This is a genomic window from Blastococcus sp. SYSU D00695, assembly GCF_054050555.1.
In genome coordinates, this window is sequence record NZ_JBJGZP010000018.1 from 24,957 (window position 1) to 38,515 (window position 13,559).

The 13,559-nt window shown below is 73.2% G+C and carries 10 protein-coding genes and 1 tRNA gene; 5 read left to right on the forward strand and 6 right to left on the reverse strand.

All coding sequences use genetic code 11. The features are described 5' to 3' along the window. The first annotated feature begins 14 nt into the window (after positions 1-14). Positions 15-2,264 (forward strand): catalase/peroxidase HPI, encoded by a 2,250-nt coding sequence (gene katG, locus ACI781_RS13040; RefSeq protein ID WP_456566534.1) that lies wholly within the window; start codon positions 15-17, stop codon positions 2,262-2,264. A gap of 111 nt (positions 2,265-2,375) precedes the next feature. Here the strand turns inward: katG and ACI781_RS13045 are convergent, their stop codons facing one another. From ACI781_RS13045 to ACI781_RS13065, 5 genes are all read right to left on the reverse strand, one after another. Then, positions 2,376-3,380, reverse strand: a complete 1,005-nt coding sequence (locus ACI781_RS13045; protein ID WP_456566535.1) for an ABC transporter substrate-binding protein — start codon at positions 3,378-3,380, stop codon at positions 2,376-2,378. A gap of 160 nt (positions 3,381-3,540) precedes the next feature. Beyond that, on the reverse strand, positions 3,541-4,734 hold the full coding sequence (locus ACI781_RS13050) for a saccharopine dehydrogenase NADP-binding domain-containing protein (protein ID WP_456566536.1): 1,194 nt from the start codon (positions 4,732-4,734) through the stop codon (positions 3,541-3,543). Between the two features lie 185 nt (positions 4,735-4,919). Further along, positions 4,920-5,804, reverse strand: a complete 885-nt coding sequence (locus ACI781_RS13055) for a LysR family transcriptional regulator (RefSeq protein ID WP_456566537.1) — start codon at positions 5,802-5,804, stop codon at positions 4,920-4,922. A gap of 69 nt (positions 5,805-5,873) precedes the next feature. Next, a complete protein-coding gene (locus ACI781_RS13060; protein ID WP_456566538.1) occupies positions 5,874-7,484 on the reverse strand; it encodes an AMP-binding protein in 1,611 nt (536 codons plus the stop codon). A 73-nt stretch (positions 7,485-7,557) separates the two neighbouring features. Continuing rightward, positions 7,558-8,634: a hypothetical protein gene (locus ACI781_RS13065; RefSeq protein WP_456566539.1), complete on the reverse strand. Its 1,077-nt coding sequence runs from the start codon at positions 8,632-8,634 to the stop codon at positions 7,558-7,560. Between the two features lie 398 nt (positions 8,635-9,032). On the opposite strand from ACI781_RS13065, the gene ACI781_RS13070 reads away from it, so the two are divergent. The 3 genes from ACI781_RS13070 to ACI781_RS13080 all read left to right on the forward strand — a co-directional run bounded on the left by ACI781_RS13070 (position 9,033) and on the right by ACI781_RS13080 (position 13,029). Continuing rightward, complete coding sequence (locus ACI781_RS13070) at positions 9,033-11,276, forward strand: arylsulfatase (RefSeq protein WP_456566540.1); 2,244 nt, start codon at positions 9,033-9,035, stop codon at positions 11,274-11,276. Between the two features lie 125 nt (positions 11,277-11,401). Then, positions 11,402-12,262 carry a formylglycine-generating enzyme family protein gene (locus ACI781_RS13075; protein WP_456566541.1) on the forward strand — a complete coding sequence of 287 codons (861 nt, stop codon included), beginning with the start codon at positions 11,402-11,404 and terminating at the stop codon, positions 12,260-12,262. A gap of 185 nt (positions 12,263-12,447) precedes the next feature. Continuing rightward, positions 12,448-13,029 carry a hypothetical protein gene (locus ACI781_RS13080; RefSeq protein WP_456566542.1) on the forward strand — a complete coding sequence of 194 codons (582 nt, stop codon included), beginning with the start codon at positions 12,448-12,450 and terminating at the stop codon, positions 13,027-13,029. Between the two features lie 106 nt (positions 13,030-13,135). Here ACI781_RS13080 and ACI781_RS13085 read toward each other — a convergent pair. After that, positions 13,136-13,208: transfer RNA gene (locus ACI781_RS13085), tRNA-Asn, on the reverse strand. 140 nt (positions 13,209-13,348) lie between these two features. On the opposite strand from ACI781_RS13085, the gene ACI781_RS13090 reads away from it, so the two are divergent. After that, a complete protein-coding gene (locus ACI781_RS13090; RefSeq protein WP_456566543.1) occupies positions 13,349-13,549 on the forward strand; it encodes a hypothetical protein in 201 nt (66 codons plus the stop codon). Positions 13,550-13,559: the final 10 nt, after the last annotated feature.

Sequence of the window (13,559 nt, forward strand, 5' to 3'; positions counted from 1 at the left end):
AGGGAGTGCTCGACGTGACCGAACCCAACGAGCAGACCGCGTCCTTGAGCGAGGCGGACAAGAACGAGTCCCTGAGCACCAGCGAGAGCGAGAACCCGGCGATCAAGCCGCCGACCCAGGTCACGAACCGGCGGCCGCAGAGCAACCGCGACTGGTGGCCCAACCAGGTCGACCTGTCGGTGCTGAACAAGCCCTCGCGGGACTCCGACCCGCTGGGCGCCGACTTCGACTACCGCGCCGCCGTCGCCACGCTCGACGTCGCCGCCGTCAAGCGCGACCTGGCCGAGCTCATGCGCACCTCGGTCGACTGGTGGCCGGCCGACTGGGGCCACTACGGCCCGCTGTTCATCCGCATGTCCTGGCACGCCGCCGGCACCTACCGCATCGCCGACGGCCGCGGCGGCGGCGGCGAGGGCGCCCAGCGCTTCGCCCCGCTCAACAGCTGGCCGGACAACGCGAGCCTGGACAAGGCCCGCCGCCTGCTGCTGCCGATCAAGCAGAAGTACGGCCGGAAGCTCTCCTGGGCCGACCTGCTGGTGCTCGCCGGCAACGTCGCGCACGACGACATGGGCCTGCCGACGTTCGGCTTCGCCTTCGGCCGCGCCGACACCTGGCAGCCGCAGGAGGTCTTCTGGGGGCCGGAGGACACCTGGCTGGGCGACGAGCGCTACGCCGGGGAGGACCCCCTCGACCTCGACGAGGGCCCCCTCGCCGCCGTCACCATGGGCCTCATCTACGTCAACCCCGAGGGCCCCAAGGGCAGCGGCGACCCGCTGGCCTCCGGTCACGACATCAAGGTGACCTTCCGCCGGATGGGGATGACCGACGAGGAGACCGTCGCGCTGGTCGCCGGCGGTCACACGTTCGGCAAGATGCACGGCGCCGGCGACCCGTCGCTCGTCGGGCCCGAGCCCGAGGGCTGCCCGGTGCACGGCAACGGCCTGGGCTGGAAGAACGAGTTCGGCACCGGCAAGGGCGCCGACACCATCACCAGCGGCCTCGAGGGCGCCTGGACGCCGACGCCGACGCAGTGGGACAACTCCTACTTCGAGACGCTGTTCGGCTGGGACTGGGAGCTCACCACCAGCCCCGCGGGCGCCAAGCAGTGGCAGCCGACGAACCCCGAGGCGCAGGAGCTCGTCGCCGACGCGCACGTCGCGGGCAAGAAGAACCCGCCCACGATGTCGACCGCCGACATGGCCCTGATCAAGGACCCGGAGCTGCGCGCGATCTCCGAGCGCTTCCGGGACGACCCCGAGTACTTCGCCGAGCAGTACCGGCGGGCGTGGTTCAAGCTGCTGCACCGCGACATGGGCCCCAAGAGCCGCTACGTCGGTCCCGACGTCCCGGCCGAGGACCTCATCTGGCAGGACCCGGTGCCGGCCGTGGACCACGAGCTCGTGGGCGAGGCGGAGATCGCCGACCTCAAGCAGCGGGTGCTGGCCTCGGGCCTGACGGTGTCCCAGCTGGTGCACACCGCCTGGTCGGCCGCCGCCTCCTACCGCGGCACCGACAAGCGCGGTGGCGCGAACGGCGCGCGGATCCGCCTCCAGCCGCAGATCGACTGGGCGGCCAACGCCGGCGTCCGCGACGTGCTGCCGGTGCTGGAGCGCGTGCGCGACGAGTTCCAGCAGCAGACCGGGAAGAAGGTCTCGCTGGCCGACCTCGTCGTCCTCGCCGGCGGCGCGGCCGTGGAGAAGGCGGCGGCCGACGCCGGTGTGCAGGTGACCGTGCCGTTCCACCCGGGTCGCACGGACGCCTCGCAGGAGCAGACCGACGTCGAGAACTTCCAGTGGCTGGAGGCGCGGGCCGACGGCTTCCGCAACTGGATCGAGCCGGGCGTCAAGATCGCGCCCGAGACCCTCCTGATCGACAAGGCCTACATGCTCGAGCTCACCGCCAAGGAGATGACCCTCCTCGTCGGTGGCCTGCGGGTGCTGGGCGCCAACACCGGCGGCACGCAGCACGGCGTCTTCACCGACCGCCCGGGGGTCCTCTCGCAGGACTTCTTCCGCAACCTGCTCGACCTGGGCGTCTCCTGGAGCACCTCGTCCGAGGCCGAGGGCGTCTACGAGGGCCGGGCCGCCGACGGCACCGTCGTGCGCACCGCCACCGCGGCCGACCTGGTGTTCAACTCGAACTCCGTCCTGCGCGGGATCGTCGAGGTGTACTCGGCCGACGACGCGAAGGAGCAGTTCGTGCAGGACTTCGCCGCGGCCTGGGTCAAGGTCATGGAGCTGGACCGCTTCGACCTGCACGCCTGACCGCACACCCGGGGGCCGGCCGCAGGGCCGGCCCCCGGGGCCAGGCACGACGAGGGGGGCGCCCGGCCGGGCGCCCCCCTCGTCCGTCCCGGGGGCCGGACGGTGCCGGGATCAGGCGGTGCCGGCCACCACCGACTGCAGCTGCGGCACCAGCTCGGTGAGGGCGTAGTCGAGGCTCAGCACGGTCGACCAGGTGAAGGCCCCGGAGATGAGCTCGTCCTCGACGAACAGCACCCGGCCGTCGCGGACGACGTCCAGCGTCGGCCACAGCGCCAGGCCCTCGATCTCCGCGCGCATCTCCGGCGCGAACCCGACGTTCCAGATCAGCAGGTCACGGTCGAGGTCGTCGAGCAGCTCGTCGGAGACCACCAGCTCGCCGAACTCGTCGGCCCGGGCGTCGAGGTCCTCGGGCACCTGGAAGCCCAGCGACTCGAAGAACCGGCCCCGCGGGTCGGCCGAGGCGCGCACCACCGAGGAGCCCGGCTCGAAGCGCTCGGCGATCACCGTCTGCAGGCCGGCGAACGCCGGGTTGGCCGCGGCGACGTCGGCGAACCGCTGCTCGAGGCCCTCGACCAGCTCGGTGGCCCGCTCCTCCCGGCCGAGGGCCTTGCCGGTGACCCGGACGGACTCCTGCCAGGAGATCGCGTAGTCGGCGTACTCCTCGGTGGGCAGGACGACGGGGGCGATCTCGGACAGCTGCTCGTACTGCTCCTCCGTCGTCCCGTTGTAGAGGGAGATGATCACGTCGGGGTCGAGCGCGGCGATCTCCTCCAGCGGCGGGTTCTCCTCGTCGCGGACGCCGTCGTTGAGGACGACGGGCTCCCCGTCGCCGAGCTCGTCCTGGGCCCACGGCCACACCCCGTGCTCGTACTCGCCGTACCAGGGGCTCACCGCGACCGGGACGACGCCGAGGGCGAGGACGGCGTCCTGGTCGGACAGGCCGATGGTGACCACCCGCTGCGGCTCCTCCTCGATCGTCGTCTCGCCGTAGAGGTGCTCGATGGTGACGGGGAAGGCGCCGCCGAACGGCGACCCGGTCGCGGCGGCGTCCTCCCCGTCGTCCGACCCGCACCCGGTGAGGACGCCGCCCAGCGCCGCCACCACCGCCACCGCCACGCACCGGGTCCCCGGTCCACTCCGCACGTCGTCCTCCGTCTCGGCGCCCCCACCGTGAGGGCACTCAGGTGAGGCTCACCTAACCATGACGCGGGAACGGGTCCGGCCTCGTCCGGACCACGGGGCCGCCCTGGTCGCCGGCGGCCCCGCAGCCGGTGCCTCAGCCGGGGAGCGGGACGCTGCCGGTGAAGCAGAGCTCCTCCCGGGACACGCCCCACAGCCGGGCGACCTGCGACAGGTAGGGCTCGTCGGCCACCACCGCGTCCAGCGGGTGCACCCCGGCCGGCAGGTCCGCCGACGTGAGTGCCGCGGTGGCGATCCCGTAGGGCACGCCGGTCCCGACGGACATCGGCTCGGGCTTGCTGAGGCACCCGGTGTACTGCTGCACCCGGCGACCGTCGCGCTCCCCGGTCAGGAGGACGAAGTAGGTGGGCAGGTCCCCGCAGTCGGGGAACTCCGGGTCGTCGTCCGGGGTCGTCGGGACGCCGACGCCCTCGGCCACCCGGGTGATGGCGGCGGCCATGTCCAGGGCCCCGGACTCCAGGCCGGCGGCGACCTCGACGAGCAGCCGGGCCCGGCCCGAGCTCATCAGGCACACGCTCTGCGAGGAGCCGCGGGCGCCCAGGGTCCGCGGCAGCGTCACCGGCTCCGGGTGCCCGACCGAGTAGCCGGTCCCGCGGCCGAGCCCCGGCACGTCGAACCGCACGCGCTCGCGGGTGCGGCGCCGGCCGAGCTCACCGTCGACGTACACCGGCACGCTGTGCGAGAACTGCTCGAGGAGGTGCTCCAGCGCGGCGTACCCACCGCGTCCGCTGCTGCGCGCCTCCCCCGAGGCCCGCATCATGTCCCAGCCGCGGTGCACGTTGTCCAGCGTCCAGCCGACCGTCACGTCGTCGACCCGGTCCATGCCCTCGGCCGCGAGCCGGGCGAAGACGTTCATCAGCCCGGGGCTGGCGCCCGCGCCGATGACGGCGGCGACGCCGGCCTCACGGGCCCGCCCGTCGAGCGCCAGCATGTCGAGGGTCGGCTGGGCGTCGTCGCACAGGTCGAGGTAGCGGCAGCCCGAGTCGATCGCCGCCTCGAGCACCGGCACCCCGAACCGGGAGTAGGGCCCGACCGAGTTCTGCACGAGGTCGGCGCCGGCGAGCAGGTCCAGCAGCGCGGCGCGGTCGGTCACGTCGACCCGCCGCGACGTCGCCGGCTGCCCCAGGTCGCGCAGCTCGGCCGCCACCTCGGCGGCGCCGGCCTCGTCCAGGTCGGCGACCACGACCTCGTCGACGCGCTGCTCCGCGGCCAGGACGCGCAGGGCGGCACGCCCCATCCCGCCGGATCCACCGAGAGCGATGACGCGCATGTCGACTCCTGTCCTGTGGGCCTGCCCGGCCGCCGGGAGGACGGCCGCTCCGTCCTCGTGGGGTCACCGCCCGGGGGCGGCGCCGCCCTCCCAACCTGGTCGCCCGGAGGCCGGTGCGGCTTGGACGGACGTGCCGTCCTCTGCCGTGGGAGCGCCCGGGGCCCGACGGCCCGGCGCCCGCGGCCTCAGCGGAGGGCGGCGGCGCGGCGCAGGCAGTCGACGAAGAACGACACCATCGGCGAGTCCAGGTCGGGCCTGGTCGCGATGGCCAGCTCCGACAGCGGCGACGACTCGATGGGCAGGAACCGGACGCCGAGCGCCGGGGCACTGGTCGCCGACGCGGGGAGGATAGAGAGCCCGATGTCGGCGGCGACCAGGCTGAGGATCGTCTCGTGGTGGATGGCCTGCTGGACGATCTGCGGCGTCGCCTCGACCTCGGCGAACATCTCCAGCACCTGACCGACGAACCCGGGCATCGGCTGGTACGGGAACAGCACCAGCGGCTGCCCCACCAGGTCCTCGACGCCGACGCCGTCGCGCGCCGCGAGCGGGTGGTTGTCGGGCACCACGGCGACCAGTTCCTCGGTCAGGAGCGTCTCCAGGTGCAGGCCGGTCCCCAGCGCGGGCAGCCGGATCAGGCCGACGTCCAGGGTGCCGGCGTGCAGCGCCTCCACCTGCTCGCCGCTGGTCAGTGCCTCCAGCCGCACCTCGACGCCCGGACGGTCCTGCCGGAACGCGCGGATCGCCGGCGGCAGGACGGTGAAGTTGGCCGACCCCACGAACCCGACGCGCAGCCGCCCCCGCCGGCCGGCGTCGGCCTCGCGGGCCTCGTCGGCCGCCGCGTCCGCGGCGGCCAGGATCTCCCGCGCCCGCCGGAGGAAGAGCTCCCCGGCGGGCGTCAGGGTGGTCCTGCGCGTCGAGCGCTCCAGCAGCCGGACCCCCAGCGTGTGCTCCAGCTTCTGCACCTGGGCGCTGAGCGGCGGCTGCGACATGTGCAGCCGAGCGGCGGCGCGGCCGAAGTGCAGCTCCTCGGCGACGGTGACGAAGTACCGCAGTTGACGCAGTTCCATCTCAGCGGCTGCCGGGTCCGGGGTGCACGCAGAGCAGTCTCCCCGCACACCCCGGGGCCCGGCGTCCCCCTAGGCGGTGGTGACCGGCGACCCCGACTCGGCGTCGTGGGTCCCGGCCGTCCGCCACGTCTCGCGCAGGACCTTCTTCTGCACCTTGCCCGTGTGCGTCTTCGGGAACTCCGCCACCACCTCGACGTACCGGGGGACGGCGTACTTCGGCAGCTGCTCGCGCGACCACTCGACGAAGGCCGCGGGGTCGAGCTCCCGGCCCTCGTGGACGACGAGGAGGGCCTTGACCTCCTCCTCGGTGTGCTCCGAGGGCACCCCGATCACCGCGCTCTCGACGACGTCGGGGTGGGTGTCGAGCACCTCCTCGACCTCGAACGCGGAGATGTTCTTCCCGCGCCGACGGATCGCGTCCCGCTTGCGCCCGGCGAACGTCAGGTAACCGTCCTCGTCGAGGGACCCGAGGTCGCCGGAGTGGTACCAGAGGTTGCGCAGGACCTCCACGGTCGCCTCCGGCTCGTGGAAGTAGCGGGTCATCATCCCGTAGGCGTAGCGGGGCCGGGTGACGATCTCGCCGAGCTCGCCCGCCGGCACGGGGCGGTCGTAGTCGTCGACGACCTGGACCTCGTAGTGGCTGCAGGCGATGCCGCAGGTGCCCTCCCGCTGCTCGACGCCCTGCTCGCCCCACACGCCCTGGCCGCCCTCGGACGAGCCGTAGACGCGCCCGACGCTCAGGCCGAACCGGGTCTCGAACTCCCGCCAGAACGAGGGCGTCGGGGCGCTCCCGATCCGCCGGAGGGGGTTGTCGGCATCGGTCTCCCGTTCCGGCTGCTGCCAGAGGAAGGACATGACCGCGCCCATCATGGTCGTGAAGGTGGCGCCGTACTCGCGGATGTCGTCCCAGTAGCTCGAGACGCTGAACCGCGGCAGGATCGCGCAGGTCGCGCCGAGGTACAGGGCCGGCAGGAACGTCGCGACCGTGGCCTCGCCGTGGTACAGCGGGTAGGACGAGAAGGTCGTGTCGGTCTCGTCGAGGCCGTGGTGGAAGGCGACCTCCACGGCCGAGGCGATCGAGAAGTGGTGGCTCACCTCCACGGCCTTGGAGGGGCCGGTCGTCCCCGAGGTGAGCTTGAACATCGACGGCCAGCGGTGGTCGATGACGATCCCCAGCGGGGAGGCGTCGCTCGACTCGACGTCGGCCAGGAACAGCTCCCGGACGCGACCGGACCCGGCCTCGCCGCGGTTCTGCGGGTCGGTGCGCGCCACCACCTCGAGGGTGGGGACCTCGTCGAGCACGTCGTGGATCCGCCCGACGTAGTCGGCCGAGGTCACCACGACCTTGGTGCCCAGCCGGTCCAGCAGCCGGGCGAGACCGACGTCCCGGAACTCGGTGTTGATGCCGATGTGGATCGCGCCCAGCTTCGCCAGCGCCAGCCAGGTGACCAGGAAGTCGGGCTCGTTGGCCAGCATCTGGGCGACGACGTCACCCCGGCCGACGCCGAGCTCCTGCAGCGTCCGCGCGCGCCGGTTGGTCCGCTCGTCGAACTCGCGGTAGGTGATCGTCACGCCGGGCATGCGCAGCAGGACCTTGTCGCCGTACTGCTCCGCGCGCTGCGCGACGAGCGTCCCGAGGTCCCAGGGCCCGTCGCGCAGCCACTCCTCGACCGCATCCATCGTTCTGCTTCTCCTCTGTGGCGGGTGGGGTCGCCGGCCGCAGCCGCGCCGGCGTCGGGGGTGGGCGGTGCGGTCAGCCGCGCGGCGTGAAGCGCCAGTGCGTGCTGGCCTCGCCCTCGGACCGCGAGCGCTCCACGGTGACGACGACGTCGGCGTCGACCGTGCGCGCGACCGTGCTCCACGCGCGGGCGATGGCCTCCTCCATGCGGCGGGGCAGGGTCTCCCAGCCCTCGTACTGCGGGACCCGGAGCCGGGTGAACGTGTGGTCCAGCAGGACGGAGTCCCCGCTCTCCAGCTCCGTGAACTCGTCGCCGATGACGCCGAACGTGCGCTGGAAGAGGCCGGCCACCCGGCGCACGGGGTCGGTCTCCTCGTCGAGCCCGAACTCGCGCATGAGCGACCGCGCCCAGGCGACGAAGTTCTGGGTGAAGGACTTCTGCGCGATGTCCATCGCCACGTCCGGGCCCTGCATCGTCTCGATCTGCGCGAACCCGCCGACGGCGTACTCGGCGTTGTACTTGCGCAGCGCGGTGCTGCGCCGCTCCTGCGGCCAGGCCTCCTCGGCCCAGGCCGGCACCGGGCCCGGCAGGGGCGTCTCGATCGAGTAGTCGATGACCAGGCGCTCGTCCTCGGTGAGGTCGTGGTCGGCCTCCTCGAAGAAGCAGGCGTTGTACGGACCGCCGTCGGCGATCATGTCCGTGATCACGACGCGCAGGCGCGGGTTGCCCAGCAGCACGCCGTTGTTGGCGTGCCAGGCCCGGAAGTTCTGCCAGTGCAGCTCCATGTCGACGGCCACGGCCATCGGCGTCGGGAGGGTCGGCGACCCGGCGTAGGAGTCCGGCGGGTAGTAGAAGATCCACGCCCGGTGGCCCTCGTCGAGGTAGCCGGTCTCGATCCCGCCGACCATGTTGCTGAGGCAGTGGTACCCGGCCGCCAGCTGGGGGTGGGGCCAGTCGATGATCCCGAGCTTCTTCGCACCGTCGAGGAAGTGCGTCTCCTGGTGCTTGCGCATGAAGGCGAACTCGAGCTCCATGAGCTCGTCCATGCCGCGGTCGCGCTTGTAGATCATCCGGGTGGCGGAGTCGATGCCGAACCACACCTGGCTCGCGAGCAGTGCGTCCCGGGTCCAGCCCTTGGTGTGAGCGTTCACGCTGAGGTCCGTTCTGGATCGTCGTGGCGGATCGCCGGTCTTCCGCGGAGGACTGCGGGATCAGCGCCGCCGATTGCGGTGCAGGCGACTCTGGCAGCGCGATTCAGAGGCGTCCAGGACGACTTTCCTTCGAATTGGGCGTCGCATCGCTATCAATACAGCTCACCCCGGGAGCGGCCACCAGCGTGCGCAGAGGGCGGTCCCGAGGCCCGTCCCCCGGCGCGGCGCACCCGCTCGCCGCGTTGACCGGGACGGCGCGCTCCGGTACGCAGGCACTTCTGCCGGTCGGAGCCCTGGAGGGGTCGCAGTTGGACAGGACGTCGCTCCCCGTCTGGACCGAACGACCGGGGGTCCGGGCGGCCGAGGACCACCGCGACCAGTCCGAGCGGTTCGCCCCCGTGGAACCCCCTCGTCCACCCGCGGGCGCCCCCAACGTCCTGCTGATCGTGCTCGACGACATGGGCTTCGGGGCGTCCTCGGCGTTCGGCGGCCCCTGCCGGATGCCGGTCACCGACGCGCTCGCCGAGGGCGGGTTGCGCTTCTCGCGGTTCCACACGGCCGCGCTGTGCTCCCCCACCCGGGCCGCGCTCATGACCGGGCGCAACCACCACAGCGTCGGCATGGGCATGGTCCCGGAGCTCGCGTCCAACGCACCGGGCTACAACGGGCTGCGACCGCGCAGCGCGGCGACCATCGGCCAGATCCTGCTCGGGAACGGCTACGCGACGTCGGCGTTCGGCAAGTGGCACCAGACCCCGCCCTGGCACCAGACCCCGGCGGGCCCGTTCGACCACTGGCCCACCCGCGAGGGCTTCGACACCTTCTACGGGTTCCTCGGCGGCGAGACCGACCAGTTCACGCCCTCGCTGTACTCGGGCACGACCCCCGTGGACCTGCCGGCCGACCCCGGTTACCACCTCTCCGAGGACCTCGCGGCCCGCGCGATCGACTGGATCGACGACGTCACGCGCTACACCCCCGGGAGGCCGTGGTTCTCCTACCTGTCCTTCGGCGCCACCCACGCGCCGTTCCAGGTGCCGGAGGCCTGGCGGGACCGGTACCGCGGCGAGTTCGGGCACGGGTACCACGAGCAGCGCCACCGGACCCTCGCGAGGCAGAAGGAGCTCGGCGTCGTCCCGCCGGACACCGAGCTCTCCCCGTGGGCACCCGGCGTGCCCGACTGGGACGAGCTGACGCCGGCGCAGCGCGCGCTGTCGGAACGCCTCATGGAGGTCTACGCGGCCTTCGCCGAGCACACCGACGCCCAGATCGGCAAGGTCGTCGACCACCTGCGGGCCACCGGCCAGCTCGACGACACCCTCATCGTCTACGTCCTGGGCGACAACGGCGCGTCCGCGGAGGGCGGGCTGTACGGCACCCTCAACGAGATGGTGCCGTTCAACGGCCTCCCGGAGGACCACGAGCGGGCCGCCGAGGACCTCGACGTCATCGGCACCGGCGACAGCTACGCGCTCTACCCGGTCGGCTGGGCACTGTCCATGGACACCCCCTACCAGTGGACCAAGCAGGTCGCCTCCCACTACGGCGGCACCCGCAACGGGATGATCGTGCACTGGCCGGCCGCGATCGCCGACAGCGGCGCGATCCGGCACCACTGGCACCACGTGATCGACGTGCTGCCCACCGTGCTGGAGGCCGCCGGGCTGCCGCAGCCGGCGTTCGTGGACGGGGTCGCGCAGGGGCCCCTCGACGGGGTCTCGATGCTCTCGGCGATCCGGGACGCCGCCTCGCCCGAGGCCCGTACGACCCAGTACTTCGAGATGCTGGGCAACCGCGGCATCTACCACCGCGGGTGGACGGCGGTGACGGCGCACCGCGTCCCGTGGCTCACCGCGCGCGCGGAGCTCAACCCGCTGGCCGACGACGTGTGGGAGCTCTACGACACGACGACCGACTGGGCACAGGCCCGCGACGTGGCCGCCGAGCACCCGGAGGAGCTCGCCGAGCTGCAGGCGCTGTTCCGCGCCGAGGCCGAGCGGTGCGGGGTGTTCCCCATCGACGACCGGATGATGGAGCGGCTGGGCCTCGACGAGGGCGACCGGCCGGGCCTGGCGCTGGGCCGCTCGGTCACCTACGGGCCGCGCACGCGCCGGCTCCGGGAGGACGCCGTCCCCAGCGTCAAGAACACCTCGTTCTCCATCACGGCCGCGCTGCGTGCCACGGCCCGGCACTCGGGCGTGCTGGCCTCCCAGGGCGGGCGGTTCGCAGGCTGGACGCTGTTCGTGACCGACGGGCGCCCCGCCTTCGCCTACAACTGCATGAACCAGGAGATCACCTACGTCCGCTCCCCCCGCGAGCTCGTGGTGGGCGCGGAGAACCTGGTGACGGTGCGGTTCGCCTACGACGGCGGCGGGTTCGGGCTGGGGGGCGACCTGACCCTGGAGCTGGACGGCGAGCCGGTGGCCACGGGGCGCCTCGAGTGGTCGGTACCGGCCTACTTCTCCGAGGACCAGACCTTCAACGTCGGCATGGACCCCGAGTCGCCGGTCGTGCGCGACTACCCGCAGGGCCTCGCGAACGCCTTCGACGGGGAGATCCTGAGCGTCACGGTCACCCGCGGCGCGGACGGGCTCGACACGGACCCGGAGGCGCGGCTGCGGGTCGAGCTCGGCACGCAGTGACCACGGAGGGCCCCTCCGCCTGCTGCGCCGCGAGCCGTTCGCCCGGCGACACCACGACGGACGCGGCGCCGGCCGGGGGGCCCGCCGCGCTCGCCCCGGCCGGCCGGCGGTCGACGGTGCGCCAGGTGCGCATCCCCGGCGGCACGTCCCGGATGGGCGACGCGTTCGGCGAGGGCCATCCCGCCGACGGCGAGCAGCCCGTGCACGACGTCGTCCTGGAGCCGTTCTGGATGGACGCGACCGCGGTCACCAACGCCCAGTTCGCGACGTTCGTCAAGGCGACCGGGTACGTGACCGACGCCGAGCGGTTCGGCTCCTCGGCGGTGTTCCACCTGACCGTCGCCGACGCCGGGGACGTGCTCGGGCGGATGCCGGGAGCGCCGTGGTGGCTGGAGGTGCGCGGGGCGGACTGGCGGCACCCGGAGGGGCCGGGGTCCGGCATCGGGGAACGTCAGGCGCACCCCGTCGTCCACGTCAGCTGGGACGACGCCCGGGCCTACGCGGGGTGGGCGGGCAAGCGGCTGCCGACCGAGGCGGAGTGGGAGTTCGCCGCGCGGGGCGGCCTGCCCGGGGCACGGTTCCCGTGGGGGGACGAGCTGCGGCCGCGGGGGAAGTGGCTGCTCAACATCTGGCAGGGCCGGTTCCCGACCACGAACACGCTGGAGGACGGCTACCTCACGACCGGTCCGGCCAAGGCCTTCCACCAGAACCCCTACGGGCTGTGGTCCCTGGTCGGCAACGTCTGGGAGTGGTGCGCCGACTGGTTCTCCCCCACCGACTACGCCGAGCGCTCCCGGGCCGCCGCCGGGCGTCCGGTGACGGGCCCCCGCGGGCCGGCGACGGGTGAGGCGCGCGTGATGCGGGGCGGATCGTTCCTCTGCCACGACTCGTACTGCTACCGCTACCGGGTGGCCGCGCGGTCGTCGAACACCCCGGAGTCCAGCAGCTCCAACATCGGGTTCCGCTGCGCCAACGACGACGCCTGACCGCGCGACCGGGAGGCGGAACGGTCACCCGGTCGGGGTGAGGCCGCAGGCGGGCCCCCGCCGGAGGCTCGACGTCCACCCGGCCACCGGAGGCGAGGCATGACGGACCCCAGCCCATCCCGGCCACGCGCCGGCACCCCGCGGCCGGTGCGCGCCGCGACGTCCCGGCAGGCGGGGGCATCCCGGTGAGCGGGGTCGGCGTGCTCGCCGTCGGGCTGCTGCTGTGCCTCGCCGGCATGGTCTCGATCCACCTGACGGTCCTGGCCTCGGGCTTCGCGCTCGGCTGGCTGCTCGCCGAGGCCCTGGGTGGCTCGCTGGGCGTCGTCGCGATCGTCGCCGCCTGCGCTGCCGTCGTGGCCTGGGTGCTGGCGAGCCTCGTGTTCCGGGCGGCGCTGCTCGTGGTCGGCGCGATCGCCGGCGGTGTGATCGGGGCGAAGCTGTTCGGCCTGCTGCAGGGCGACGACGGCAGCGCCGTCCTGGCGGTCCTCTTCGTGCTCGCCGTCGCGGCCCTGAGCGGGCTGATCGCGCAGCGCTTCCGGGAGCGGGCGCTGATCTGGATGTGCGCGTTCGGTGGGGCCGGTCTCGCACTGAGCGGCCTGGCCCGGATCTGGCCGGACACCCTGGGGTTCCTGCGGGTCCCCGACACCACCGCCGAGGCGGTGGTCGGCGCCGCCGCGTGGATCGTCCTGGGAGTCCTCGGCTGGTCGGTGCAGCGCCGCCGGGTCGACCGGAGGCGCGGGCTCCCCGCACCGAGCCGGACCCCATGACGGAACACCCGGTCCGAGGCCGGACGGGCTGGCGGCGACGCCGCTCGGTGATCACTCCCCGGCCACGCACCGGGGACGATGGTCAGCTCGCTGACCTGCGCAGATGCTCCCCCGACTGGACTCGAACCAGTAACCCTGCGATTAACAGTCGCATGCTCTGCCAATTGAGCTACGGGGGATGGGCGGGAGCGACCCGCGCGCCTGACGAGAGTAGCGCATGGGCCGGCGGCGCCCGCGCAGGCACCCCGGCGCGCGGCGGCCGCCCGGCGTACGGTGATCACCGATTCCCTGAGCCCCCTGGAGGCCCACCGTGGCGAAGATGTCCCTCCTCGTCGGCTTCGGCGCCGGTTACGTCCTCGGCGCGCGCGCCGGGCGCGAGCGCTACGAGCAGATCCGTCGCCTGTGGTCGCAGGCCAAGGAGGACCCGCGCCTGCAGGAGGTCGCCGGGATGGCCCAGGCGCACGCCGACTCGGTGGTGAACTCCGTCAAGGCCCGCATGGGCACCGAGACGCCGCGCTGACCCGGCCGTG